Annotated in this window: 20 protein-coding genes; 16 read left to right on the top strand and 4 right to left on the bottom strand. The window is 55.7% G+C overall.

The annotated features are described in order from the left end of the window. Window positions 1-29: 29 nt before the first annotated feature. Window positions 30-1,361, bottom strand: a complete 1,332-nt coding sequence (locus BFP90_RS10600) for a TRZ/ATZ family hydrolase (protein ID WP_065896628.1) — start codon at window positions 1,359-1,361, stop codon at window positions 30-32. A gap of 110 nt (window positions 1,362-1,471) precedes the next feature. Between BFP90_RS10600 and mtnA the strand changes: the two genes are divergently transcribed. The 8 genes from mtnA (at window position 1,472) to rpsA (ending at window position 13,865) form a co-directional block, all read left to right on the top strand. Further along, window positions 1,472-2,542, top strand: a complete 1,071-nt coding sequence (gene mtnA / locus BFP90_RS10595) for an S-methyl-5-thioribose-1-phosphate isomerase (RefSeq protein ID WP_065896627.1) — start codon at window positions 1,472-1,474, stop codon at window positions 2,540-2,542. A 425-nt stretch (window positions 2,543-2,967) separates the two neighbouring features. Continuing rightward, window positions 2,968-5,622 carry a DNA gyrase subunit A gene (gene gyrA, locus BFP90_RS10590; protein ID WP_065896626.1) on the top strand — a complete coding sequence of 885 codons (2,655 nt, stop codon included), beginning with the start codon at window positions 2,968-2,970 and terminating at the stop codon, window positions 5,620-5,622. A gap of 211 nt (window positions 5,623-5,833) precedes the next feature. Then, on the top strand, window positions 5,834-6,919 hold the full coding sequence (gene serC, locus BFP90_RS10585) for a 3-phosphoserine/phosphohydroxythreonine transaminase (RefSeq protein WP_065896625.1): 1,086 nt from the start codon (window positions 5,834-5,836) through the stop codon (window positions 6,917-6,919). After that, complete coding sequence (gene pheA / locus BFP90_RS10580; RefSeq protein WP_003172650.1) at window positions 6,919-8,013, top strand: prephenate dehydratase; 1,095 nt, start codon at window positions 6,919-6,921, stop codon at window positions 8,011-8,013. The genes serC and pheA overlap by 1 nt, the downstream gene beginning before the upstream one ends. A 9-nt stretch (window positions 8,014-8,022) precedes the next feature. Further along, window positions 8,023-9,135, top strand: a complete 1,113-nt coding sequence (gene hisC / locus BFP90_RS10575; RefSeq protein ID WP_065896624.1) for a histidinol-phosphate transaminase — start codon at window positions 8,023-8,025, stop codon at window positions 9,133-9,135. A gap of 28 nt (window positions 9,136-9,163) precedes the next feature. Next, on the top strand, window positions 9,164-11,374 hold the full coding sequence (locus tag BFP90_RS10570; protein WP_065896623.1) for a bifunctional prephenate dehydrogenase/3-phosphoshikimate 1-carboxyvinyltransferase: 2,211 nt from the start codon (window positions 9,164-9,166) through the stop codon (window positions 11,372-11,374). After that, window positions 11,371-12,060 carry a (d)CMP kinase gene (cmk, locus tag BFP90_RS10565; protein WP_012722932.1) on the top strand — a complete coding sequence of 230 codons (690 nt, stop codon included), beginning with the start codon at window positions 11,371-11,373 and terminating at the stop codon, window positions 12,058-12,060. The genes BFP90_RS10570 and cmk overlap by 4 nt, the downstream gene beginning before the upstream one ends. Before the next feature lie 119 nt (window positions 12,061-12,179). Then, on the top strand, window positions 12,180-13,865 hold the full coding sequence (rpsA, locus tag BFP90_RS10560) for a 30S ribosomal protein S1 (RefSeq protein ID WP_065886412.1): 1,686 nt from the start codon (window positions 12,180-12,182) through the stop codon (window positions 13,863-13,865). A 137-nt stretch (window positions 13,866-14,002) separates the two neighbouring features. On the opposite strand, the gene BFP90_RS29580 is transcribed toward rpsA, so the two are convergent. From BFP90_RS29580 to BFP90_RS10545, 3 genes are read right to left on the bottom strand one after another with little or no spacing between them, the layout of a single operon-like run. After that, the gene (locus tag BFP90_RS29580; protein ID WP_065896622.1) at window positions 14,003-14,404 is read right to left on the bottom strand and encodes a GtrA family protein; all 402 of its coding nucleotides are present in this window, start codon (window positions 14,402-14,404) and stop codon (window positions 14,003-14,005) included. A gap of 8 nt (window positions 14,405-14,412) precedes the next feature. Next, window positions 14,413-15,420 carry a glycosyltransferase family 2 protein gene (locus tag BFP90_RS10550; protein ID WP_083203212.1) on the bottom strand — a complete coding sequence of 336 codons (1,008 nt, stop codon included), beginning with the start codon at window positions 15,418-15,420 and terminating at the stop codon, window positions 14,413-14,415. A 39-nt stretch (window positions 15,421-15,459) separates the two neighbouring features. Next, window positions 15,460-16,707 carry a hypothetical protein gene (locus tag BFP90_RS10545; RefSeq protein ID WP_065896621.1) on the bottom strand — a complete coding sequence of 416 codons (1,248 nt, stop codon included), beginning with the start codon at window positions 16,705-16,707 and terminating at the stop codon, window positions 15,460-15,462. Window positions 16,708-17,191: 484 nt separating this feature from the next. On the opposite strand from BFP90_RS10545, the gene BFP90_RS10540 reads away from it, so the two are divergent. The 8 genes from BFP90_RS10540 (at window position 17,192) to BFP90_RS10505 (ending at window position 24,230) form a co-directional block, all read left to right on the top strand. Next, window positions 17,192-17,476, top strand: coding sequence for a hypothetical protein (locus BFP90_RS10540; protein ID WP_065896620.1), 285 nt, complete (start codon window positions 17,192-17,194; stop codon window positions 17,474-17,476). Window positions 17,477-17,607: 131 nt separating this feature from the next. Beyond that, window positions 17,608-17,904, top strand: a complete 297-nt coding sequence (gene ihfB / locus BFP90_RS10535; protein ID WP_065886416.1) for an integration host factor subunit beta — start codon at window positions 17,608-17,610, stop codon at window positions 17,902-17,904. A 20-nt stretch (window positions 17,905-17,924) separates the two neighbouring features. Further along, on the top strand, window positions 17,925-18,164 hold the full coding sequence (locus BFP90_RS10530) for a lipopolysaccharide assembly protein LapA domain-containing protein (protein ID WP_065896619.1): 240 nt from the start codon (window positions 17,925-17,927) through the stop codon (window positions 18,162-18,164). A 450-nt stretch (window positions 18,165-18,614) separates the two neighbouring features. Continuing rightward, window positions 18,615-19,889, top strand: a complete 1,275-nt coding sequence (locus BFP90_RS10525) for a Wzz/FepE/Etk N-terminal domain-containing protein (RefSeq protein WP_065896618.1) — start codon at window positions 18,615-18,617, stop codon at window positions 19,887-19,889. Between the two features lie 260 nt (window positions 19,890-20,149). Next, window positions 20,150-20,722: an acyltransferase gene (locus tag BFP90_RS10520; protein ID WP_065896617.1), complete on the top strand. Its 573-nt coding sequence runs from the start codon at window positions 20,150-20,152 to the stop codon at window positions 20,720-20,722. Beyond that, window positions 20,706-21,851 carry a dTDP-4-amino-4,6-dideoxygalactose transaminase gene (rffA, locus tag BFP90_RS10515; protein ID WP_065896651.1) on the top strand — a complete coding sequence of 382 codons (1,146 nt, stop codon included), beginning with the start codon at window positions 20,706-20,708 and terminating at the stop codon, window positions 21,849-21,851. Before BFP90_RS10520 ends, rffA begins: the two co-directional genes overlap by 17 nt. Further along, window positions 21,835-23,115, top strand: coding sequence for an O-antigen translocase (locus tag BFP90_RS10510; protein ID WP_065896616.1), 1,281 nt, complete (start codon window positions 21,835-21,837; stop codon window positions 23,113-23,115). The genes rffA and BFP90_RS10510 overlap by 17 nt, the downstream gene beginning before the upstream one ends. Beyond that, the gene (locus BFP90_RS10505) at window positions 23,115-24,230 is read left to right on the top strand and encodes an EpsG family protein (protein WP_065896615.1); all 1,116 of its coding nucleotides are present in this window, start codon (window positions 23,115-23,117) and stop codon (window positions 24,228-24,230) included. The genes BFP90_RS10510 and BFP90_RS10505 overlap by 1 nt, the downstream gene beginning before the upstream one ends. Window position 24,231 lies beyond the last annotated feature (1 nt).

Raw genomic sequence — 24,231 nt, 5'->3', positions numbered from 1 at the left:
GGTGAATCCTCTGAATCTGATAAATCGGTTTATTCGCTGTGCCCGCTGATGCGTTGGCCCCAGGCAATGGCCGTGGCGGTCAACTGTGCTTCATCCATGCGGGTCAATCGTCGGTCGTCGAGCAACTGCTTGCCGGCGACCCAAAGGTGTTTCACACAATCGCGACCGGTGGCGTAGATAAGCTGTGAGACCGGGTCGTAGATCGGTTGTTGCGCCAGCCCAGAAAGGTCGAAGGCGACGATATCCGCAGCCTTGCCGACTTCCAGCGAGCCGATCTGGCTGTCCAGGCCCATCGCCCGCGCGCCATTGAGGGTGGCCATGCGCAGCGCGCGATGGGCGTCCAGCGCGGTGGCCGAACCGGCGACGGCCTTGGCCAGCATCGCGGCCGTGCGGGTTTCGCCCAACAGGTCAAGGTCGTTGTTGCTGGCGGCGCCGTCAGTGCCTATAGCCACATTGACGCCAGCCTGCCACAGGCGTTCAACCGGACAGAAGCCGCTGGCCAGTTTAAGGTTCGATTCCGGGCAATGGATCACGCTGGTGTTGCTTTCTACCAGCAAAGCCAGGTCATCCTCGCTGATTTGGGTCATGTGAACGGCCTGGAAGCGCGGGCCCAGCAAGCCAAGGCGACCCAGGCGGGCCAGTGGCCGCTCGCCCGTCTGTTCCACGGCCTGCTGCACCTCGAAGGCGGTTTCGTGCACGTGCATATGGATTGCGGCGTCCAGCTCTTCAGCGATGATCCGGATCTTTTCCAGGTTGTCATCGTTGACGGTATAAGGCGCGTGGGGGCCGAACGTGATCTTGATGCGTGGATGATGCTTGAGGTCGCCGAACAGCTCGATGCCTTGGCGAATCGCCTCATCGGCGGTGATGGCGCCCGGGATCGGGAAGTCCAGGATCGGAATGGCGATCTGCGCGCGCATGCCGCTGTTGTGCACGCAATCGCTGGCGACCTTGGGGTAGAAATACATATCGGAGAAGCAAGTGATGCCGCCCTTGAGCTGCTCGGCGATGGCCAGATCGGTGCCATCGCGCACGAAGGCTTCATCGACCCACTTGGCCTCGGCGGGCCAGATGTGTTTTTCCAGCCAGGTCATCAATGGCAGGTCATCGGCCAGGCCGCGGAACAGGCTCATCGCCGCATGCCCGTGGGCGTTGATCAGTCCGGGGCTGAGCAGCATGCCCGGCAGTTCGCGCACTTCGCTCGCCTCAAGCTTCAATGCCGCCGCCCGCGGCCCGATAAACACGATGCAACCGTCGCGGATACCCAGGCCATGCTCCTTGAGCACTACGCCGGCGGGTTCGACGGGTACCAGCCAGGTCGGCAGCAGTAATAAGTCGAGCGGGGCGGCAGTGGGCGTCATCGCAGGCTTCTTCCTGGGCAGCTATAAAAGAAGGGCGAAGTATACCCGAGCGTCCCGGCGGGCGGATCGCTATAATCGGCGGCTTTTGTTCATGAGTACGGGGTTAAGGGATGCGCGACCGACTGTTGGCGGCGGAGAAGGTGAAGGCCATCGAGTGGCGTGATGGCGTGCTGCACCTGCTCGATCAGCGTGCATTGCCGGCCCGGGAAAGCTGGGTGACGTGCTCGACCGTCGACGAGGTGGCCGCCGCCATTCGCGCGAGGGTGGTGCGCGGCGCGGCGGCCATCGGTATCAGTGCAGCCTACGGCCTGGTCCTGGCTGCGCGCCAGCGCATTGCCGAGGGCGACGACTGGCAGGCTGCATGGGAAGAAGACTACGCATTGCTGGCCGATACGCGCCCCACCGCATCCAACCTGTTCTGGGCGTTGAAGTGCATGCGCGAGCGCCTTGACCGTCTCAAGCAACACGCCGACCCGTTGGCGGTGCTGGAAGCCGAAGCCATTGCGATTCATGAGAGCGATCGCGAAGCCAATGTGGTCATGGCCCAATTGGGCCTCGAGCGCATTCGCAAGCATCAGGGCAACGCCCAGGCGATCCTGACCCATGGCAACGCCGGCGCCCTTGCCTCCGGCGGTGTCGGCACGGCCCTCGGGGTGATCCGCGCGGCATTCCTGGAAGGCCTGGTCGAGCAGGTTTATGCCAATGAAACCCGGCCGTGGCTGCAAGGCTCGCGATTGACCGCCTGGGAGTTGGCCGGCGCCGGCGTTCCGGTCACGGTAAATGCCGACACTGCCGGGGCGCATATCCTCAAGACCAAAGGCGTCACCTGGGTGGTGGTCGGCGCGGACTGCATCGCGGCCAATGGCGATGTGATCAGCACGATCGGTACCTATCAACTGGCCGTTTGCGCCATGCACCACGGCGTACGCTTCATGGTGGTGGCGCCGAGCTCGACCGTCGATCTGATGATGGCTACCGGCGATGATGTGACCCTGGAAGAGCGTGACGGCGCTGAGTTGCTGGAGGTGAATGGCCAGCGGTTGGAGGCGCAGGTATTTAATCCGGCGTTCGATGTGACGCCGGCGGATCTGATTGATGTAATCGTGACCGAAAAAGGTGTGGTGGAGCGGCCGGATACTGCCAAGCTGGCCAGGTTGATGTGCCGTAAGCGGCTGCATTGAGGGCTGTGGTGTCTGTGCCATTGCTATCGGGGGCAAGCCCCCTCCCACAGGTTTGACTGTGTTCACAATTCAAGTGTGGGAGGGGGCTTGCCCCCGATTGGCCCTCAAAGTCAATAAAAGTCCCGGATTTGCCCTCAAAAAACAGCACCACCCCACCTCTGAGCCTCTCTCGTCCCCCTCAAGCCTGTCATTCATCAAATTACTAGCCTCCATGCGCATCAGGGGGATAGGTGCGTGGCGGCGATTGTGATAACATCCGGCGGTTTCCAGGGCTGCCCCGAGGGGTGGTCCATAACGTGCAGATCCGTGTCATAACTCGTTGATTTGTCGTAAGTCGTTGTCAGGCACCGTGCCGGCAGCGGCGAGCTTTGTTCGTCCCGAATGGATGTAACGAAGTTTCACCCGAAAAAGGAATCAGGCTTCTCATGGGCGAACTGGCCAAAGAAATCCTCCCGGTCAATATCGAAGACGAGCTGAAACAGTCCTACCTCGACTACGCGATGAGCGTCATTGTCGGTCGGGCACTGCCTGATGCGCGCGACGGCTTGAAGCCCGTGCACCGGCGTGTGCTGTTCGCGATGAGCGAGCTGGGTAACGACTGGAACAAGCCGTACAAGAAATCTGCCCGTGTTGTCGGTGACGTGATCGGTAAGTATCACCCCCACGGCGACACTGCGGTGTACGACACCATCGTTCGGATGGCCCAGCCGTTTTCCCTGCGCTACCTGCTGGTAGACGGCCAGGGCAACTTCGGTTCGGTCGACGGCGACAACGCCGCGGCCATGCGATACACCGAAGTGCGCATGACCAAGCTGGCGCACGAACTGCTGGCCGATCTGCATAAAGAAACCGTGGACTGGGTGCCGAACTACGACGGCACCGAAATGATCCCGGCCGTTATGCCCACCCGTATTCCCAACCTGCTGGTCAACGGTTCCAGCGGTATCGCCGTGGGCATGGCCACCAACATCCCGCCGCACAACCTCGGTGAAGTCATCGACGGTTGTCTGGCCCTCATCGACAACCCCGAGCTGACCGTCGATGAGCTGATGCAATACATCCCCGGCCCGGACTTCCCGACCGCCGCGATCATCAACGGTCGCGCCGGCATCATCGAAGCCTACCGCACCGGTCGCGGGCGCATTTACATGCGCGCCCGCTCGATCATCGAGGACATCGACAAGGTCGGTGGCCGCCAGCAGATCGTCATCACCGAACTCCCGTACCAGCTGAACAAAGCGCGTCTGATCGAGAAGATTGCCGAGCTGGTTAAAGAGAAGAAGCTCGAAGGCATCACCGAACTGCGCGACGAGTCCGACAAGGACGGTATGCGCGTAGTCATCGAGCTGCGTCGTGGCGAAGTGCCCGAGGTGATCCTCAACAACCTCTACGCCCAGACCCAGCTGCAAAGCGTGTTTGGTATCAACGTGGTTGCCCTGATCGATGGCCGCCCACGCATCCTGAACCTCAAGGATCTGCTGGAAGCCTTCGTACGTCACCGCCGTGAAGTGGTCACCCGTCGTACCGTGTTCGAATTGCGCAAGGCCCGCGAGCGCGGCCACATCCTGGAAGGCCAGGCGGTTGCGCTGTCGAACATCGACCCGGTAATCGCCCTGATCAAGGCATCGCCGACGCCGTCGGAAGCCAAGGAAGCCCTGATCAAGATGCCGTGGGAATCCAGCGCCGTGGTGGCCATGGTTGAACGCGCCGGCGCTGATTCCTGCCGCCCCGAGACCTTGGACCCGCAGTACGGTCTGCGTGACGGCAAGTATTTCCTGTCGCCGGAACAGGCCCAGGCCATCCTGGAGCTGCGCCTGCACCGCCTGACCGGGCTGGAGCACGAGAAGCTGCTGGCCGAGTACCAGGAGATCCTCAACCAGATTGGCGAGTTGATCCGCATCCTCAACAGCGCCGTGCGCCTGATGGAAGTGATCCGCGAAGAACTCGAAGTGATCCGCGCCGAATACGGCGACGTACGCCGCACCGAAATCCTCGATGCGCGCCTCGACCTGACCCTGGGTGACATGATCCCGGAAGAAGAGCGCGTGGTGACCATCTCCCACGGTGGCTATGCCAAGACCCAGCCGCTGGCGGCGTACCAGGCCCAGCGTCGTGGTGGTAAAGGTAAATCGGCTACCGGCGTCAAGGATGAGGACTACATCGCTCACCTGCTGGTCGCCAACAGTCACACCACGCTGCTGCTGTTCTCCAGCAAGGGCAAGGTGTACTGGCTGAAGACCTACGAAATCCCGGAAGCCTCTCGTGCCGCCCGTGGGCGTCCACTGGTCAACCTGCTGCCGCTGGACAGTGATGAATACATCACCACCATGCTGCCGGTCGAGAACTACACCGAAGGTCACTTCATCTTCATGGCCACCGCCATGGGCACCGTGAAGAAGACCCCGCTGGAATCCTTCAGCCGTCAACGCAGCGTGGGCCTGATCGCCCTGGAGCTGGATGAAGGCGACGTGCTGATCTCTGCCGCGATCACCGATGGCGAGCGCGAAGTCATGCTGTTCTCCGACGGCGGCAAGGTCACGCGCTTCAAGGAATCCGACGTTCGCGCCATGGGCCGTACCGCCCGCGGCGTGCGCGGCATGCGCCTGCCGGAAGGGCAGAAGCTGATCTCCATGTTGATCCCGGAAGAAGGCAGCCAGATCCTTACCGCGTCCGAGCGTGGCTACGGCAAGCGCACCGCCATCAGCGAGTTCCCGGAGTACAAGCGTGGCGGCCAGGGCGTGATTGCCATGGTCAGCAACGACCGCAACGGCCGTCTGGTCGGCGCGGTGCAGGTGCTCGACGGCGAGGAGATCATGTTGATTTCCGACCAGGGCACCCTGGTCCGTACCCGCGTGGCGGAAGTATCGAGCCTGGGCCGTAACACCCAGGGCGTGACCCTGATCAAGCTGGCCAAGGATGAAAAACTGGTCGGCCTTGAGCGTGTGCAGGAGCCTTCGGAAGTTGAGGGCGAAGCGCTCGAAGGTGAGGAATTCGACGGCGAGGTGATCGCAGCCGGCGATGACAACGTCGACGAGCCAACCCTCGATGCTGCCGCAGACGAAGAAGAACCGCAGGAATAAGCGGACACACAGGGGGCGGATGAAGATTCGCCCCCTTGTTGTTTGTCCCCTTTGAAATATAACGCCGCCCCCTGTAGGAGCTAGCTTGCTCGCGAAAATCGCCAACGATGACGCGGGCTGCCTGATACGCCCTTGCGCTATCGGGTTTTTCGCGAGCAAGCTCGCCCCAGCAGTGTTTGATTTCAGTCCCACCAGATCAGAGAGATTGGATGTGAGCAAGAGAGCCTATAACTTCTGTGCCGGTCCCGCGGCGCTTCCTGAAGCAGTCCTGCAGCGCGCGCAGGCTGAACTCCTCGACTGGCATGGAAAAGGCCTCTCCGTGATGGAAATGAGCCATCGCAGCGATGAGTTCGTGTCCATCGCCACCAAGGCCGAGCAGGATCTGCGCGACTTGCTGGACATCCCCTCCCACTACAAAGTGCTGTTCCTGCAGGGCGGCGCGAGCCAGCAGTTCGCCCAGATCCCGCTGAACCTGCTGCCCGAAGGCGGCACGGCCGACTATATCGACACCGGTATCTGGGGTCAGAAGGCCATTGAAGAAGCCTCCCGCTACGGTCACGTCAATGTGGCAGGCACCGCCAAGCCTTATGACTACTTCGCCATTCCTGGTCAGAACGAATGGAAACTGTCCAAGGATGCGGCCTACGTGCACTACGTCGCCAATGAAACCATCGGCGGCCTACAATTCGACTGGGTGCCGCAAGTGGGCGATGTCCCACTGGTGTGCGACATGTCCTCGGACATCCTCTCGCGCCCCATCGATGTGTCCAAGTACGGCATGATCTACGCCGGTGCGCAGAAAAACATCGGCCCGAGCGGCATCCTGGTCAATATCATCCGCGAAGACCTGCTCGGCCGCGCGCGCTCGGTGTGCCCGACCATGCTCAACTACAAGGTCGCGGCCGATAATGGCTCGATGTACAACACCCCGCCGGCATTCGCCTGGTACCTGTCCGGCCTGGTGTTCGAATGGCTCAAGGAGCAGGGCGGCGTGGCTGCCATGGGCAAGCTCAACGAAGTGAAGAAGCGCACCTTGTACGACTTCATCGACGCCAGCGGCCTGTACAGCAACCCGATCAACCTCGCCAATCGCTCATGGATGAACGTGCCATTCCGCCTGGCTGACGACCGCCTGGACAAGCCGTTCCTGGCCGGTGCCGACGAGCGCGGCCTGCTGAACCTCAAGGGTCACCGTTCGGTCGGTGGCATGCGCGCCTCCATCTACAACGCCGTCGACATCCACGCCATCAACGCGCTGGTTGCCTACATGGCAGAGTTCGAAAAGGAACACGGCTAATGTCTGAGCAAGAACTCAAGGCCCTGCGGGTACGCATCGACAGCCTGGACGAGAAAGTCCTCGAGCTGATCAGCGAGCGCGCACGCTGCGCCCAGGAAGTGGCCCGGGTGAAAATGGCGTCCCTGGCGGAAGGCGAGGTGCCGGTGTTCTACCGGCCCGAGCGCGAGGCTCAGGTGCTCAAGCGCGTGATGGAGCGCAACAAGGGGCCGCTGGGCAACGAAGAGATGGCGCGGTTGTTCCGTGAAATCATGTCCTCGTGCCTGGCGCTGGAGCAGCCGCTGAAAGTGGCGTACCTCGGCCCGGAAGGCACCTTCACCCAAGCGGCGGCCATGAAACATTTCGGCCATGCCGTGATCAGCAAGCCAATGGCGGCGATCGACGAAGTGTTCCGCGAAGTGGCGGCCGGTGCGGTGAATTTTGGCGTGGTGCCGGTGGAAAACTCCACCGAAGGCGCGGTCAACCACACGCTGGACAGCTTCCTGGAACACGACATGGTGATCTGTGGCGAGGTCGAGCTGCGCATCCACCACCACCTGCTGGTGGGCGAAAACACCAAGACCGACAGCATCAGCCGTATCTATTCCCACGCCCAGTCCCTGGCTCAGTGCCGCAAGTGGCTGGACGCCCATTACCCGAACGTCGAGCGCGTGGCGGTCTCCAGCAATGCCGAGGCGGCCAAGCGGGTCAAGGGCGAGTGGAACTCGGCGGCGATTGCCGGCGATATGGCGGCGGGCCTGTACGGGCTCACGCGCCTGGCCGAGAAAATCGAGGACCGTCCGGACAACTCCACGCGCTTCCTGATGATCGGCAGCCAGGAAGTGCCGCCCACCGGCGACGACAAGACCTCCATCATCGTCTCCATGAGCAACAAGCCCGGTGCGCTGCATGAGCTGCTGGTGCCGTTCCACGACAACGGGATTGACCTGACGCGCATCGAGACGCGTCCTTCGCGCAGTGGTAAATGGACCTACGTGTTCTTTATCGACTTCATCGGGCATCACCGTGACCCACTGGTCAAAGGTGTGCTGGAGAAAATCAGCCAGGAGGCCGTGGCACTCAAGGTGCTGGGCTCTTACCCGAAAGCGGTTTTGTGAGGCTTTGACATGAGTGGCAACTTCCTCGCCCTGGCGCAGCCGGGCGTGCAACAACTCTCGCCTTACGTTCCGGGCAAGCCTGTGGACGAGTTGGCGCGTGAGTTGAATCTGGATCCGTCCAAAATCGTCAAGCTGGCGAGTAACGAAAACCCGCTGGGCCCGAGCCCCAAAGTGTTGGCGGCGATTCGGGAAGAGTTGGCCGAGCTGACCCGTTATCCCGACGGCAACGGCTTTGCCCTCAAGTCGTTGCTGGCGCAAAAGTGTCGGGTCGAGCTGAACCAGGTGACCCTGGGCAACGGCTCCAACGACATCCTCGAGCTGGTCGGCCGGGCCTACCTGGCACCGGGCCTGAACGCGGTGTTCAGTGAGCATGCATTCGCGGTCTACCCGATCGTCACCCAGGCCGTAGGCGCCGATGCACGGGTGATTCCGGCAAAGGACTGGGGGCACGACCTGCCGGCGATGCTGGCCGCAATCGATGCGCAAACCCGCGTGGTGTTTATCGCCAACCCGAATAACCCGACGGGCACCTGGTTCGATGAGCAGGCCTTGAACGAATTCCTGCAGGACGTGCCCGAGCATGTCCTCGTGGTGCTGGACGAGGCTTATATCGAGTACGCCGAAGGCAGCGACCTGCCGGATGGACTGGCCTTCCTGGCGGCCTATCCGAACCTGCTGGTGTCGCGCACCTTCTCCAAGGCCTACGGCCTGGCGTCGCTGCGGGTTGGCTATGGTTTGTCCAGCGCGGTAGTCGCTGATGTGCTGAACCGTGTGCGCCAACCGTTCAACGTTAACAGTCTGGCCCTGTCGGCGGCCTGCGCGGCGTTGAACGATGCCGATTACCTCGAGGAAAGCCGTCGCCTCAACGAGCGCGGCATGCAGCAATTGCAGGACGGTTTTCGCGAGTTGGGCCTGGGCTGGATTGCGTCCAGGGGCAACTTTATCTGCGTCGACCTCGGCCAGGTAGCCGCCCCGGTCTTCCAGGGTTTGCTGCGCGAAGGCGTGATCGTGCGCCCGGTGGCCAATTACGGCATGCCCAATCACCTGCGCGTCACCATCGGTTTGCCGGCTGAGAACAGCCGCTTCCTGGAGGCGTTGGCCAAGGTTCTGGCCCGTGGTTGATGTCACTGCATTGCAACCTGCTGTGCCTATGATCGGTCGCCTGGTGGTGGTTGGTCTTGGGTTGATCGGTGGATCCTTCGCCAAAGGCCTGCGCGAGAGCGGCCTGTGCGGCGAAGTGGTCGGCGTGGACCTGGACCCGCAATCGCGCAAGCTGGCGGTGGAGCTGGGGGTGGTGGATCGCTGCGAGGCGGACCTGGCCATCGCTTGCCAGGGTGCCGACGTGATCCAGCTGGCCGTGCCGATCCTGGCCATGGAAAAGCTGTTGGCGATTTTGGCCGGCCTGGATTTGGGCAGCGCGATCCTCACGGATGTCGGCAGCGCCAAGGGCAACGTGGTGCGCGCGGCGCAACTGGCGTTTGGTGAAATGCCACCGCGTTTCGTGCCCGGCCATCCGATTGCCGGCTCCGAGCAGAGTGGGGTGGAAGCGTCCAACGCCCAGCTGTTTCGTCGGCACAAAGTGATCCTGACGCCGCTTGCGCAGACCGATCCTGCAGCCTTGGCCGTGGTGGACCGGTTGTGGCGCGAGTTGGGGGCGGATGTGGAGCATATGCAGGTCGAGCGTCACGACGAAGTGCTGGCGGCGACCAGCCATCTGCCCCATCTGTTGGCATTCGGCCTGGTGGATTCATTGGCCAAGCGCAACGAGAACCTGGAGATTTTCCGCTATGCCGCCGGCGGCTTCCGCGACTTCACGCGGATTGCCGGCAGCGACCCGGTGATGTGGCACGACATCTTCCTCGCCAATCGTGAAGCGGTGTTGCGTACCCTCGATACCTTCCGCAGCGACCTCGACGCCTTGCGCGACGCCGTGGATGCAGGCGATGGCCATCAACTGTTGGGTGTGTTCACCCGTGCGCGGGTGGCGCGTGAACACTTCAGCAAGATCCTGGCGCGGCGCGCCTATATGGAAACCGCAGTGAATGCCGACGAACTGACCTTCATCGCCCGTCCAGGTGGCCGCTTGAGCGGGCGCATTCGGGTGCCGGGTGACAAGTCGATCTCCCATCGCTCGATCATGCTGGGCTCATTGGCTGATGGCGCGACCGAAGTGGAAGGCTTCCTTGAAGGTGAGGACGCCCTGGCGACCTTGCAGGCATTTCGCGACATGGGCGTGGTGATTGAAGGGCCGCACCACGGCCGCGTGACGATTCATGGTGTGGGCTTGCACGGCTTGAAACCGGCGCCGGGGCCGATCTACCTGGGCAATTCCGGCACGTCCATGCGCCTGTTGTCCGGGTTGCTGGCGGCACAGCGCTTCGACAGCGTGCTGACGGGCGATGCCTCGCTGTCCAGGCGCCCGATGAGCCGCGTGGCCAAGCCGTTGCGGGACATGGGTGCAGTGATCGAGACCGGGCCGCGAGGGTGCCCGCCGCTGACCATACGCGGTGGCCAGGCACTCAAAGGCATCAATTATGTACTGCCGATGGCCAGTGCCCAGGTGAAATCCTGTGTGTTGCTGGCCGGACTGTATGCCGAAGGTAAAACCGCAGTGACCGAGCCTGCACCGACCCGCGACCACACCGAGCGCATGCTGCGCGGTTTTGGTTACCCGGTGACCGTGGAGGGCGCGACGGCGTCGGTCGAATCCGGGCATACGTTGACCGCTACCCATATAGAAGTGCCGGGGGATATTTCCTCCTCGGCATTTTTCCTGGTGGCGGCCACGATTGCCGAGGGTTCCGAGTTGTTGCTCGAACATGTCGGTATCAATCCGACCCGCACCGGGGTGATCGATATTCTGCGCCTGATGGGCGCGGACATTACCCTGGAAAACCCGCGTGAAGTGGGTGGCGAGCCGGTGGCCGACTTGCGTGTACGCGCCGCTGTGCTCAAAGGCATCGAGATTCCCGAAGCGCTGGTGCCGCTGGCGATCGATGAATTTCCCGTGCTGTTCGTCGCCGCCGCCTGCGCCGAGGGGCGCACCGTGTTGCGCGGTGCCGAGGAGCTGCGGGTGAAGGAATCCGATCGCATCCAGGTCATGGCCGACGGTCTGTTGGCGCTGGGTGTGAAGTGTGAACCGACATCTGATGGGATTATCATTGATGGCGGCCCGATAGGCGGCGGCGACGTGCATGCCCATGGCGATCACCGCATCGCCATGGCATTGAGCGTGGCGTCGTTGCGAGCGGCGGCGCCGATTCGTATCCGTGACTGCGCCAACGTCGCTACATCTTTTCCGAACTTTCTTACACTGTGTGCCCATGTCGGCATGCGTGTAGCCCAAGAGGCTCAATTGTGAATATCAAAGCACCGGTGATTACCATCGATGGGCCAAGCGGCTCGGGCAAAGGCACGATCGCCGGCATTCTGGCCAAGCGTCTTGGCTGGTGCCTGCTCGATTCCGGCGCGCTGTATCGCCTGCTGGCCTTCGCTGCGCGCAACCATGGCGTCGACCTGACCAACGAAGAATCCCTGAAGCTGCTGGCGGCGCACCTTGATGTCCAGTTCGTCGGCGCGACGGAAGGTCATCCCCAGCGGATCATCCTCGAAGGCGACGATGTGACCGACGACCTGCGTAACGAACAAGTCGGTTCCTGGGCCTCCCAGGTTGCCGCGTTGCCGGCCGTGCGTGACGCATTGCTGCAGCGCCAGCGCGCGTTTCAGGAGCCGCCGGGCCTGGTCGCCGACGGCCGTGACATGGGCACGGTGGTGTTTCCCGAGGCGCCGCTGAAGATTTTCCTGACCGCCAGCGCCGAGGAACGTGCTCGCCGCCGTTACTTGCAGTTGAAGGGCAAAGTCGATGGTGTTAGTCTGTCGAGTCTGCTAGATGAGATCCGTGCACGCGATGAGCGTGATACCCAGCGTGCGGTAGCCCCGCTCAAGCCGGCGGCTGACGCCATACAGCTGGATTCCACGGAGTTGTCCATCGAGCAGGTGCTGGAACGCATCATGAGCGAGATCGCCATTCGCGATATCGCCGGGTGACCAAGAAGGCTGCAGGGGACCAGTCATAGTCCTGTGGTGCTTCTTCTAATTGAAACTGACCCATACCGTCTGGGGTGTGGAGATGGGCGTATTCTTCGCCCTTATCAACAGGAATTAAAATGAGCGAAAGCTTTGCGGAACTCTTTGAAGAAAGCCTAAAAACCCTGAACCTTCAGGCAGGCTCCATCATCACCGGTGTTATCGTTGATATCGATTACCAAGCTCGCTGGGTAACCGTTCACGCTGGTCTGAAGTCTGAAGCTCTGATCCCGCTGGAACAGTTCTACAACGATGCTGGTGATCTGACAATCAATGTCGGTGACGAAGTTCACGTTGCTCTGGACTCGGTTGAAGACGGTTTCGGTGAAACCAAGCTGTCCCGTGAAAAAGCCAAGCGCGCTGAATGCTGGATTGTTCTCGAAGCAGCCTTCGCAGCTGAAGAAGTGGTCAAGGGCGTTATCAACGGTAAGGTTAAAGGCGGCTTCACTGTCGACGTTAACGGCATCCGTGCGTTCCTGCCAGGTTCTTTGGTCGACGTTCGTCCTGTGCGTGACACCACGCACCTGGAAGGCAAAGAACTCGAATTCAAGGTCATCAAGCTCGACCAGAAACGCAACAACGTTGTCGTTTCCCGTCGCAGCGTCCTGGAAGCAGAGAACTCCGCCGAGCGTGAAGCTCTGCTGGAATCCCTGCAGGAAGGCCAACAAGTCAAAGGTATCGTCAAGAACCTCACCGATTACGGCGCATTCGTCGATCTGGGTGGCGTCGATGGCCTGCTGCACATTACCGACATGGCTTGGAAGCGTATCAAGCATCCATCGGAAATCGTCAACGTTGGCGACGAGATCGATGTCAAGGTTCTGAAATACGATCGCGAACGCAACCGTGTTTCCCTGGGCCTGAAGCAACTGGGTGAAGATCCATGGGTCGCTATCAAAGCCCGTTACCCAGAAAGCACCCGCGTGACCGCGCGTGTTACCAACCTGACCGACTACGGCTGCTTCGCTGAGCTGGAAGAAGGCGTGGAAGGCCTGGTACACGTTTCCGAAATGGACTGGACCAACAAGAACATCCACCCTTCGAAAGTCGTACAAGTCGGCGACGAAGTGGAAGTTATGGTTCTGGACATCGACGAAGAGCGTCGTCGTATCTCCCTGGGCATCAAGCAGTGCAAATCTAACCCATGGGAAGATTTCTCTGGCCAGTTCAACAAGGGCGATAAAATCTCCGGCACCATCAAGTCGATCACCGATTTCGGTATCTTCATTGGTCTGGACGGCGGCATCGACGGCCTGGTTCACCTGTCCGACATCTCCTGGAACGAAGTTGGCGAAGAAGCTGTTCGTCGTTTCAAGAAGGGCGACGAGCTGGACACCGTTATCCTGTCGGTTGACCCAGAGCGCGAGCGCATCTCCCTGGGCATCAAGCAACTGGAAAGCGATCCGTTCTCCGAGTACGTACAAGAGAACGACAAAGGCGCCATCGTTAAAGGTACAGTGAAAGAAGTTGACGCCAAAGGCGCCATCATCACCCTGGCCGACGATATCGAAGCGACTCTGAAAGCCTCCGAAATCAGCCGTGACCGCGTTGAAGACGCGCGCAACGTTCTGAAAGAAGGCCAGGAAGTAGAAGCCAAGATCATCAGCGTTGACCGCAAGAGCCGCGTAATCCAACTCTCCATCAAGTCGAAAGACGAAGTGGAAGAGAAAGAAGCTATCCAGAGTCTGAAAGAAACTCCGGCAGCTGCAACTGGCGAGACCACCATGGCCTCCCTGCTGCGCGAAGCAATGGCTAAGCAGAACTAAGTTCTGTAAGGCTGTAGAAAAAGGGCGACTTCGGTCGCCCTTTTTTGTGCCTGTTGGTTCAGTCTGATGAGGCTTGCAGTTTGTAATTCAGTAGCGCTCCAGTGAATAGCGCTGGCACGCTTGCTTGAATGATGGATTTATTCGCGGGCCGATTGTTCACGAAAGACGAAGTACTTGCATGTGAAAAAACTAAAAAAAGCGACAACTATGATTGCAAAAATTTGAACAAGTTGATGAGGGTAAAGTAACTTGTCGACAAGTAGATACAGAAGTATAAAGTTTATGAGATACCCGGTTAAATGCATCTGTATGTATCGAATCAAGGCGCCTCGATTTTTTCTCTGAGAAAACGTCCATCTGTAATTGAACGTATAACTGGTGAGAACACCTATTATATAAATCAGCGTCATCGCCAGCTTTTCACCACTTCCGCAATACACGAGCAATAAGTAGCCCAGGTAAAGCAGGGCGTTATTGGTCAGGCCAACAATCCCATAACGTATCAATTGTGAAAAAGCGGGTGAGGCAAAAAAGCTCATTTTGGCCTTCATTCTTTTTCGAGGCTTAATGTAGATCGAGATGTTTGTTTGCGCGCGCCAAATGTGTCTTCAGATAAATCGAATGTTTTACGTCCTACAATATACAGGGGGCGGTTTTTGGTCTGGTCAAAGGTTTTACCGACATAGATGCCAACAATGCCCTGGATTGAAATGACAATGCCACCAATAAAGAACGTAGAAACCATCAGACTGGTCCAGCCTTGTACAACGGCTCCGTGTAGCATTGTGGTGAAAATCAGGTACGCCCCAAAGATAAATGCCAATGCCGCCATCGTGAAGCCTAGCTTCACCGCAAGCCGAAGTGGTTTGTCTGAATAGGCAATTATTGTCTCCATCGCCAGGTTCCACAGCTTTGAAAACGTATAGGTGCTTTTTCCATCCAGGCGTTCTGCGTGCGAGATTTCAATCCCTGTGCTGGAGAAGCCTGTCCAATGAACCAGTGCACCAAAAAAGCGAAGTTGCTCACGCATTTGGCAGAGGTTATCGACTACTTTCCGCGAAATAATACGGAAGTTTCCGCTGTCGCCATTATATTCAAAGTCCGCCAGGTAGCTGAACGTTTTGTAGAACAGCCAAGAGGTGAATCTCTTAAGAAGCGGATCACTCCGCTTCCCTCTTAAGGCTAGGACGATATCGTAACCTTCCTGCGCCTTGGCATAGAGGCGAGGAATCTCTTCAGGGCGATCCTGAAGGTCGCAATCCATCACAACGACCCATTGGCCACGGCAAGCATCCAGGCCTGCAGTGATTCCATAGTGCTGGCCAAAGTTTCGACTCAACTGGATGCCACGTACTCTCGGGTCTGCCTCGGCGAGGCGCTCTATAATTTGCCATGAGCGATCACCCCCGCAGTCCTCTATCAATACGATTTCGAAATCGAATGAGATTTCCTCGAGGGCGGATTTCAGGCGTAAGTAAAGCTCGTCGAGTGAGTTTTCAGCTTTGTAAACCGGAACGATCACCGAGATATGAGGTGGCGTCAATTTGGCAGGCATAATATTTTGGTCTTGTTAGTGTGTGGGGTAGGCGAATGGTTACCAAAATTTCGCATTGAAAAAAAGCTCTTGCTTGTAAAAGAATATTCCAAAAAGTGCATGCAAGAAAAACAGCGCCAGACAGAGTGAGTATTTTACTTTGTCTACGTCGCGGATAGTCAGGTGTTGTCTGTTTTTAAATAGAAAAGCGACAGAGAACAGAAATACCAGATAGAGCCCCATTTGTCCGCTCCACCAGAAGTTCCCATCGTACATTCTCGATCCACTTTCTGCGAAGAAGTAGGTCAGCACCAGACCCATCAATAGGCAGCAGCAGGAAAAAACGACCGCTTTGTCTTGTATGAAAGCTCTTGGGTAGAATAAAAAAGTCAGCAGCGGAAACGCGATCGATAGAATCAGCTTCGGAAATAGGAAGTCCGAATAGTGAGCCATGGTCTCGAAGGGTAGAACAACAATATGGCTTTCAGTGCCACCAGTGGCTTGTGAAAGGTCCTGGAAGAAAAACGTTTGAAAGAACTGCAGGCCTAGCAACGTGATGATGGGGAGGAAAAACGCGAGATAGATATACTTGTTCGTGAGTGCTGACTTGAGCTGCTGGGTGACTAGCAGGAAAAGCACAAAGGCGGGGAGCACGATCATCAAGAAATTGGGCTTTGAAATCCCGCTGAGGAACAAAGCGAAAGCGAGTGCGAGGCCGTTGGATAAATTGTTGTGCTGTGGACTGTCTACAGACTTGAGTGCATAGCAGAACGCCAGGAGAGACAGGGGCTTCAACAGCAACATGGTAGGGCTGTGATAAATGCTTATCCCTATGTAGCCGAAGTAAAGGTGCTGATCAACAGCGAAGAAAAGTTGTAAAGGCGTGATGATGAGCAAGCAGACCGAGAAAAAGATAGCGATCAGCGCGGACGTGTGCGCTTTCAAAATGTTGTAATTTAAAACCGCAAGGAAAAAAATCGAAAGCACTATGACCAGTGTTGACGCCTGCGGGTAACTGATGGCAAGTGCTTTTTTGGAGAGTATGGTGAGCAGGTGATAAAGCGGGTGAGGCAATATTAATTTTTGACCATTCTCCATGTCGCTTGCCCACTTTAGGTGAGTGACATAGTCGAACGCATTTGTAGAGAGTGTGCTGATAAGAGGCTCAAATAAAATAACGCAAATTCCCAGGAGTATTGCGTAGGCCACTAAGTGAGTGATGCGCTTTGAGTGAGGTGTGTCGACTGTCGTTCCAGTGCGCTCCCTGCTATTTTTTTTAATTGGTTTAGCAGGTTTAAATAACGTCATTGCTGCTGCATCCCTTTGGCTTTCTTCGTGAAAATACGGACCGGATAAACTTAGAGTAATTATACCTGCTGAGCGATGATGATGCGCTCTTTGCTGGCTTCTCATTGTATGGGGTTGCGACCCGATAGCGTCAGCGCCGTCACTGCGCTGACCTGTCCGTGCATGCCTGGGCGATGTCGATTCGCGAGTGACGTGGTTTACGACTGTCTATAGTCATTTGTAGCCGCGTTTTATTTAGCCGCTGGGGCGAATCGGGATCCGCGGGACGTCCGTGCTTGTAGCCGGGGAGGGGGCATGCCCTTTTCGGAGAGCGTATTTCGACACGTCCCGTGAGTGATGCAAAGAGAAGCAGGCGATCCATAGCGACTTCCTGCCGGTGCTGAAATCAAGTGAATCAAATACCCAGAACTAACGCGTACGTCACAAGGTCACAAGTGGCTATAGTCTTTAACTACTCCACCGTGTCGATTCAATAAGGGGTTGAATGAACAGGTTTATTGTAGTGCTGGCAGTGCTGATGCTTGCAGGTTGCTCCGCAACCAGCGCCAAGACTCATGCGACGCGGGGCGGCAGCGGTATTGAGATCGACTGCTCGGGTTTGGGGAACAAATGGGAAAAGTGCGAAGCGCGTGCGATGCGTGAGTGCAAAGCGCAAGGTTATAAAGTCATCGCCCGGTCCAGTGAAGCCAAGGATGACGCCGAAGACTACCCGTTCGGCTGGAACCCGGCTGGCGCGATTACGCGCACGATGTTGGTGACCTGTAATTGACGATTTGGGCGTTCACGGCTGTATTGGAGTAGGCGCGCAGATAAGTTGGTATATGGGCTGTTCAAAATCATCAGGTCATGCTAAAACCTTCGAAGCGATTTTCCTAGCTGCTTGAAAAAGAAGGGAAAAATATGACGAAGTCGGAGTTGATCGAACGAATTGTCACCCATCAAGGGCTGCTCTCATCCAAGGATGTCGAGTTGGCTATCAAGACTATGCTTGAGCAAATGTCCCAATGCCTGGCCACTGGAGATCGTATAGAAATCCGCGGCTTCGGCAGCTTTTCGCTGCATTACCGTGCACCGCGAGTGGGGCGTAACCCCAAGACTGGCCAGTCCGTCAGTCTTGACGGGAAGTTCGTACCTCATTTCAAACCCGGTAAAGAGTTGCGCGACCGAGTTAATGAAGATGAGGAAGAGGGCATCTGATTGTTTGCCAGGAGTATGTTATGCGTCAGTTCAAGCGTATTTTTACTGTCATCATTGCTGCAATCGTTGCTCTCGCAATTGTAGGCTTTGTGCTTGAAAACCAACAGTCAGCCTCGCTTTCGTTCTTGGGGTGGTCCTCCGCCGCACTGCCTGTTTCAGTATTCGTTACATTGGCACTGATACTCGGAATGTTACTGGGCCCAGTGCTGTTCCTGCTTTTCAAGCCTAGGCAGGGCCGAAGGAAGATGCCGGCGTCGTGACCTGGATCCGCTCCGTTCAGAGGGGAAAAATTACCAGTGGCGGGGGGCTGTGTGCCGTTTGTCGGATCAGTCTGGTCGTTTTTCATGTCGAAAACGCTGATTTACACCCTATAAATGAATATCAGAATTTAAAGCGGCAGCTTTTTTGGTAGCCGCTGCGGGTCGAATCTATTTTTCGATTAATGATAATGACAGTGTTTAAGGGGAACGGCTGCGCGTTGCTAGCTCTGCGGAAATATCCTACGCGCAGGCCGGAAGCGTCTCATTGACTTGTCAAGTCTTGCAATGTAGCGAAGAGATGGCAAAATGCAACATATTCTCGAGAACAGTCATTTTGTGCGCTCAAGGCCAGGCAGCGAAGCTGGGCCTCGTTGGGCGGTTGATGGAAAAATCACGCAAGATAGTCTGCATAACGAGCCCGCAGTTTCTCATTGAAGGCAGGTTTTTGTTGTGAGTAGTAGCTTCCGCGCCCCCCCTGTGCCCTCGACTGGTGAAGTCGACCTCTTTGCGCTATCTCAAATCGTCTGGCGACAGAAAAAAACAGTCCTGATAACCACTGCAGGCGTGGCGCTGCTCGCAGCGGCATACGCATTCCTGGCGACTCCTGAATATCAGGTAAGCAGTGTTCTAAGGCCTGCCGCAATCAATGAACTGGACGCCTTGAATCGTTCAGAAGTTTACAAGCTACCACCGAGTGAAGCACTTCTGAAAGTTGGGGCTTCCCTTGAATCCTATGAAACCCGATTGAATTTTTTCAGGGCTAATCAGCAACTCTTCAGCGAGTTTGAACGTCCAGGACGTACCCTTGAGCAGAGCTTTGAAGAGTTTAACCGTAATTCGATCAATTTGATTGTGCCGGACTTGAAGAAAGCTGAGTCACTGAGCGCATACATCAAACTTGAAATGAATTATCCGCAAGGCGTCGATGGTGTAAAAATTCTGAACGACTTCGTTCAGTATGCAATTGCCAGCGAGCGTAAGCAAATAGCCGCCGATATGGATGTCATTGTCAAAAACCGGCTTAACGAAATCACCGGTAAGTTTAATGCTGCGCGAGCCAGTTATGAAACCGACAAGGAAGCAAAAATAGCTTCATTGCTTGAAGCCGATAATCTGAAGCGCGCGCAACTGTTGGATGAATTGAAGGCTTTACGTGCCCAGTTGAAGACATTGCGTACCGATCGCATGTCGCAACTGTCTGAGGCAATCGGTATTGCCAAATCACTGGGCATTAACAAGCCTACGACGCCCTCTTCGTTGGGAGACGCTGAGCGCGCAAGTTCAAACAGCGTGATGCGCACTGAGGTGAACAACCAGCAGATACCTCTTTATTTCATGGGGGTAGAGGCGCTGGAGGCAGAAAAGCGAGCACTCAATCAACGAAACTCCGATGACTTCGCTGAGGCGCGCATCGCGCAAATCGCCAAAGAACTCCAGCTGCTTCAATCCAACCGTCAAGTTGAAGTACTCAATCGCCGCGAAAACGAAGATATTTTCCTGGCCGGGGTTGAGCCGCTGAGAGCGGAAATGGCGCGTTTGCGGAATTTGAATATCGATATGAGCCGCATAAAGTTAGTGGCTATCGACCGAGCCGCTATGGAACCGTTGAGCGCAATAAAGCCCAAGAAGTCGCTAATTATTATAGGCGGTGTTATTGCGGGTTTGGTTCTCGGTATTGCCCTGGTGTTGTTCTCCAATGTTTTTCGCTCCAAGAAGCTCGCGTAGAGGTGATTGCTGAAGCGCACCTTGCTAGCTAGAGCCTGCAAAAACGCGCTCCACCGTCGTCTTAAATGATGGCCAGTAGCCTGTGTCTGTACCCGGCCTGAGATTTGCCCGATTTATTGGGGAGCTGCAGGCGATTATGCTATTGCGCCAGGAAAAACGAGTTTAAAATTGCTTATACATTTTGATGCGCCTGTCAGCAGCGTCCAGCTGCGGAACCGTGCGTAAGGCTGCTGACAGTATCGGCTAGGTGTGGAGGGATTATGGCGTACTTAACAAACGAGCAGCTGGCTCAGGTCGGTTTTAAGAAGCTCGGCAAAGATGTGAAAATCAGTGATCGAGCGAGCATTTATAATGCTGATCAAATTGAGATAGGCGATTTTTCGCGAATTGATGATTTTTGTGTGATCTCAGGCAAAATTAAATTCGGTCGTTTCAATCATATAACACCTATGTGCCTTATCGCCGGTGGAACGCCGGGTATCGTATTTGAGGATTTTTGTACGTTGGCGTACGGCGTCAAGGTATTTTCCCAGTCGGATGATTACAGCGGCGAAACGTTAACAAACTCTTTAATTCCAAAAAAATTCAAGAACGAGTTGTTTTCTGCGGTGCACGTGCACAGGCACGTAATAGTAGGCGCTGGCGCTGTCATTTTTCCAGGTGTGATACTGGCTGAAGGGTGCGCCGTAGGCGCGATGGCGCTTGTGACAAAACCTACTGACGCCTGGGGTGTCTATGCAGGCATACCGGCAAAGCGTGTCAAAGAACGTAAGAAAGATTTACTTCAACTAGAAAAAGAATTTTATGGTGAGTGCGATGAAAGTTCCCTTTAATAAGCCGCCTTATACCGGTAATGAGGATCAATACGTCACCCGCGCCATGCGCAGCGCGAAGATGTCCGGAGATGGCGACTTCACAATAAGTTGCCAGCGCTGGTTCGAAGAAACGTTTTCGTGCAAAAAGGCATTGTTAACGCCCTCTTGCACCCAGGCTCTGGAAATGGCGGCAATATTGGTCGATATACAGCCGGGCGATGAAGTAATCATGCCCAGCTATACATTCGTCAGTACCGCCAATGCCTTTGTACTTCGCGGGGCGAAAATAGTATTTGTCGATATTCGTCCGGACACGATGAATATTGATGAAACGCTGATCGAAGCGGCCATTACTGAAAAAACCAAGGTCATTGTACCGGTTCATTACGCAGGCGTGGGGTGTGAAATGGACACCATCATGGACATTGCGCAGCGACACAAGTTGTTTGTTGTCGAGGACGCGGCGCAGGGCATGATGTCCACTTATAAAGGACGTAAGCTGGGCACTATCGGTCATTTAGCTGCCTACAGTTTTCATGAAACGAAAAACTACACCAGTGGTGGTGAAGGTGGCCTGCTACTCATTAATGACGAGCGTTTTATTGGACGCGCTGAAATTATCCGTGAAAAAGGCACCAACCGTAGTCAGTTTTTCAGAGGGATGATTGATAAATACACCTGGGTGGATATTGGCAGCAGCTACCTGCCTGGTGAACTTCAGGCCGCCTATTTGTTTGGTCAATTAGAGCGGGCGGACGCGATCAACGAATTCCGATGCAAAATCTGGAATCGCTACAATGCCGCGTTTAAAGATTTGGTCGATGCCGGGCTGATCGAAACGCCGTCAGTCCCAGACGACTGTGTAGCCAACGCGCACATGTTTTATATCAAGGTCAAGGACATTGTAGCTCGCACAGCCGTGCTCAAGCATTTGAACGCGTCAGGCGTGGGTGGGGTTTTTCATTATGTGCCTCTGCACAGCGCTCCAGCCGGTATTTTGTTGGGACGTTTTAATGGCGAAGATCTGTTTACCACCAAGGAAAGTGAGCGTCTTCTTCGCCTGCCGGTCTGGTACGGGATGTCAGACGTTGAAATTCAGCACGTCATTGATTCTGTTATAGGTGCAGTTAATGCCGCCGGTCGGTAAATTAAAAGAGAAACGCGCGGGACTGCTGGCGGGCGCTTTTTTTACGAGCGCCGCTCAAGCATCAAAAATCCTGGTAGGTTTCTGCATTCTCAAGCTGATTGCTTTGTATTTGGGTGCAGATGGCCTCGGGAAATTGGGGCACTTCATGAGCCTTGTCTCCATCGCCGTCTTGTTGGCGGGGGGGGGGTTAGGGCACGGTGTCATCAAATATGTAGCCGAGTTCAAGGACAGTAAGTTCAAACTGCACAGGCTGTTTTCTACCTCAGTATTCTATGCGTTGGGGGCCTCCATACTTGTCTTGGTGGCCTTGTTTTCATTTGCCGAGAAGATATCGGTCCTGGTGTTCGGAGAGCCCCGCTTTTACTGGGTGATCCTGTGCCTTGCCATCGCGCAGGTAGCGTTCGCGTTCAATATTCTATTTTCCGGTTTCTTCAATGGGCTGGGTAAACTGAATGTGAATGCGCTGGTGCAGGTTGTTTCAAATATCCTGGCACTCCCATTAATATGGTTTTTGATTTCAAGCTACCAAATGCCGGGTGCGGCGATTGCCATGCTGGCGATCTTTGTCATGCCGATTATTGTTTCGTTGTTTTTTGTCAAAGGCATGCCGCTACTCAGAATGATCAAGTGGCGGAAGTTTGATGCAGGCATAGGCAAAGGTTTTGCCCGATTCGGTTTGATGTTGCTGGTCAGCGCGGTCATGTTTCCTGTTGTGGAAATAGTTATCAGGGAGTCGCTGATTACGCAGGTGGGGTACAGTGAGGCAGGTATATGGCAGGGAAGCATAAAGCTCTCAAGTGCTTATATTGGGTTTTTTAGCGTATTCCTGGCGTCCTACTATATGCCACTGATCTCTGCAACGCGAGAGAAGAGGGCGATCACGCTTCAGGTCATCAAGTTTATGTTACTGGTGATGGGCGGGTTCCTTATCGGCGGGAGTGTGCTTTATTTTGGCCGACACTTCTTCATTCCTCTGCTGTTGTCCTCCGAATTCAATGAGCTGGAAAATTATATAATTTTTCAGCTGGTGGGTGATTTTTTCAAGGTTTCGGCTTATGTGATCGGGTTTGTAGCCGTGGCTAAGGCTGCGACCAAGCTATACATACTGTCTGAAGTCGTTCAGGCGTTGCTGTTTGTCGGGCTGACTTTTTCGCTTGGGAAAAGCCTTGGTGGTATTTACGGTGTCATGTATTCCTACATGATTGCTTACATCATATTTTTTGTCGTGTGTGTCATCGGTTTTGCCTGCTGGGCGCGAAGATAATGGAATTGGAATTCACTCTCCCGTTGTATTTGGCATATGGCTTTTTGGCGCTGGTGGCGGCATTTGATACTTTAAGTGATAGAAAGCTACCAGCGATCGTTGTGTCTGTGCTGATGACCGTTCCACTTGTTTTCCTGGCCACGTTCAGGGCGGTTGGAGTTGGCAGCGATGATGCCGCTTATCTCGAGATGCTCTATCAGATACCGTCGGTATTGGATTGCCAGAATGTCTATTGTGACTACAGCTACGCGACGTTTAATGTCGAGTTCGGCTTTTTCATGTTCCTCTCTGTATTGGCAGCACTCGGAAAGAATTCGGCGGTGCTGTTTGGCTTTAGTTCGCTAGTCGCGGTGACGTTAAATATTCGCAGCATAAGGTATTTTTCTCCTTATTTTGCATTGGCGGTGCTGGTTTACTTCACGCATTTTTACCTGGCCAAAGAGCTCAATGCGATACGTCTGGGTTTGGCATCCGGGTTGCTATTTCTCGCCGCGGCCTATCTGGATCAGCAAAAGTATAAAATGATGGCGGCGCTGATCATTGCTGCGACGTTAGTTCATGTGTCATCGGTATTTTTTATCGTGCCAGTGGGGTTGTATCTTTTTCGACCCAAACGCAGTTTATATCTTCTTGTCAGTGCTGTTCTGATATTCATTTCTGCGACGATCGACTTTAAATCGGTGCTGCGCCAGATGGCAATCTTCGGTTTCGTGGGCGATAAAATCGAATTGTATCTCAATGCCGACATGTACAGTTATGCCTTGCCGCTTTTTGATATGGTGAATATCAAGAATTTGCTGGTGATCATTGCGGGCCTCGTTTGCTGGAAGAAATTGGAAAATCGATATCAGAGCTTCAACCTGATTTTCTGTATTTTTTATTGTGCGGCCTTCTTGCGTATTGTGCTCGGCGATTTTGCGATCCTGGCGGGTCGGGGCTACGCAAGTATCTCAATGTTCGAGTACGTGCTGATCCCCATGATCGCTGTGCATGTGTGCGGCAGAAAATTGGGCTTTTTGATAGTCGCGGCTTATGCCTTTGCAACCTTGTACCTGAACCTCAACAGCAATTCGGGGTGGACAGGTGGTTCCGAAGTGTTCTTCGATTTCTTATAGA

The organism is Pseudomonas sp. 24 E 13 (assembly GCF_900004715.1).
Classification (GTDB): Bacteria; Pseudomonadota; Gammaproteobacteria; order Pseudomonadales; family Pseudomonadaceae; genus Aquipseudomonas; species Aquipseudomonas orientalis_A.
Note: the sequence above shows the minus strand (reverse complement) of the source record. Positions and strands in the feature narration are given on the sequence as shown.

Excerpts from the sequence above, each read along its gene's own strand:
- BFP90_RS10600 (WP_065896628.1), bottom strand. The coding sequence starts at position 1,361 with ATGACGCCCACTGCCGCCCCGCTCGACTTATTACTGCTGCCGACCTGG.
- mtnA (WP_065896627.1), top strand. The coding sequence starts at position 1,472 with ATGCGCGACCGACTGTTGGCGGCGGAGAAGGTGAAGGCCATCGAGTGG.
- gyrA (WP_065896626.1), top strand. The coding sequence starts at position 2,968 with ATGGGCGAACTGGCCAAAGAAATCCTCCCGGTCAATATCGAAGACGAG.
- pheA (WP_003172650.1), top strand. The coding sequence starts at position 6,919 with ATGTCTGAGCAAGAACTCAAGGCCCTGCGGGTACGCATCGACAGCCTG.
- hisC (WP_065896624.1), top strand. The coding sequence starts at position 8,023 with ATGAGTGGCAACTTCCTCGCCCTGGCGCAGCCGGGCGTGCAACAACTC.
- BFP90_RS10570 (WP_065896623.1), top strand. The coding sequence starts at position 9,164 with ATGATCGGTCGCCTGGTGGTGGTTGGTCTTGGGTTGATCGGTGGATCC.
- rpsA (WP_065886412.1), top strand. The coding sequence starts at position 12,180 with ATGAGCGAAAGCTTTGCGGAACTCTTTGAAGAAAGCCTAAAAACCCTG.
- BFP90_RS29580 (WP_065896622.1), bottom strand. The coding sequence starts at position 14,404 with ATGAGCTTTTTTGCCTCACCCGCTTTTTCACAATTGATACGTTATGGG.
- BFP90_RS10550 (WP_083203212.1), bottom strand. The coding sequence starts at position 15,420 with ATGCCTGCCAAATTGACGCCACCTCATATCTCGGTGATCGTTCCGGTT.
- BFP90_RS10545 (WP_065896621.1), bottom strand. The coding sequence starts at position 16,707 with ATGACGTTATTTAAACCTGCTAAACCAATTAAAAAAAATAGCAGGGAG.
- BFP90_RS10540 (WP_065896620.1), top strand. The coding sequence starts at position 17,192 with ATGAACAGGTTTATTGTAGTGCTGGCAGTGCTGATGCTTGCAGGTTGC.
- ihfB (WP_065886416.1), top strand. The coding sequence starts at position 17,608 with ATGACGAAGTCGGAGTTGATCGAACGAATTGTCACCCATCAAGGGCTG.
- BFP90_RS10530 (WP_065896619.1), top strand. The coding sequence starts at position 17,925 with ATGCGTCAGTTCAAGCGTATTTTTACTGTCATCATTGCTGCAATCGTT.
- BFP90_RS10520 (WP_065896617.1), top strand. The coding sequence starts at position 20,150 with ATGGCGTACTTAACAAACGAGCAGCTGGCTCAGGTCGGTTTTAAGAAG.
- rffA (WP_065896651.1), top strand. The coding sequence starts at position 20,706 with ATGAAAGTTCCCTTTAATAAGCCGCCTTATACCGGTAATGAGGATCAA.
- BFP90_RS10510 (WP_065896616.1), top strand. The coding sequence starts at position 21,835 with ATGCCGCCGGTCGGTAAATTAAAAGAGAAACGCGCGGGACTGCTGGCG.
- BFP90_RS10505 (WP_065896615.1), top strand. The coding sequence starts at position 23,115 with ATGGAATTGGAATTCACTCTCCCGTTGTATTTGGCATATGGCTTTTTG.